Source organism: Streptomyces sp. sk2.1, assembly GCF_008120935.1.
GTDB lineage: Bacteria > Actinomycetota > Actinomycetes > Streptomycetales > Streptomycetaceae > Streptomyces.
The window spans coordinates 1-735 of the sequence record NZ_RDBO01000217.1 but is presented as its reverse complement, the minus strand read 5'-3'; the positions used below and the strand labels follow the sequence as shown (position 1 = coordinate 735).

Sequence of the window (735 nt, the reverse complement as noted above, 5' to 3'; positions counted from 1 at the left end):
GCGCACCACCGGGAACAGCCCCCGGGACGGCTTTCGGGACGGGGGGCGTCGCCGAATGACGGTCAGCGCCTCGCTCCTGGCCACCGCCGTGGTGCTCTGTGCGGTCGGCGGCATCCTCATGCTCACCAGGCCGCTCACCCGCATCCTGCTCGGTGCGGTGATCGCGGGCAACGGCATCAACCTGCTCGTCCTCTCCGCCACCGGCCACCTCGTGGACGTCCCCGCCGCCCCGCGCCGCCTGCTGCGCAGCAGCGTCCACCTGCCACCCCTCGGCACCGGCAGCGGCAACGGCACGACGGAGGAAACCGGCAGTGGCACCGGCATCGGCCCGTGGCACCTGCGCGTGCTCCTGGTCGGCGACGTCCTGGCACGCATCGCGGAACTGAACGGCCTCCAGGTCGTCACGGCCCTCACCACCGGGGAACTGACGCCCGACCGGACCGGAGCACTGGACCGGATCATGGCGGTGCTCGGCATCCACCCCCCGACCGCCATCACCCCGTACCGCCCGGACGCGGCACTCGGCGGCCCCGCCGACGTGCGCGTACTCGCCCCGGGCGACGACGGCGACGACGGCCTCGCGACCGGGGCGAGTACGCGCACGTCGGCGGGGCCGCCGAGTGCCGCGTCCGGGCGGTACGGGGTGATGGCGGTCGGGGGGTGGATGCCGAGCACCGCCATGATCCGGTCCAGTGCTCCGGTCCGGTCGGGCGTCAGTTCCCCGGTGGTGAGGGC

At 74.6% G+C, this 735-nt stretch carries 1 pseudogene; it reads left to right on the top strand.

Features of this window, described 5'->3' with window-relative positions:
- Positions 1-55: 55 nt before the first annotated feature.
- A pseudogene (locus EAO76_RS47140) lies at positions 56-735 on the top strand (hypothetical protein); the annotation flags it as partial.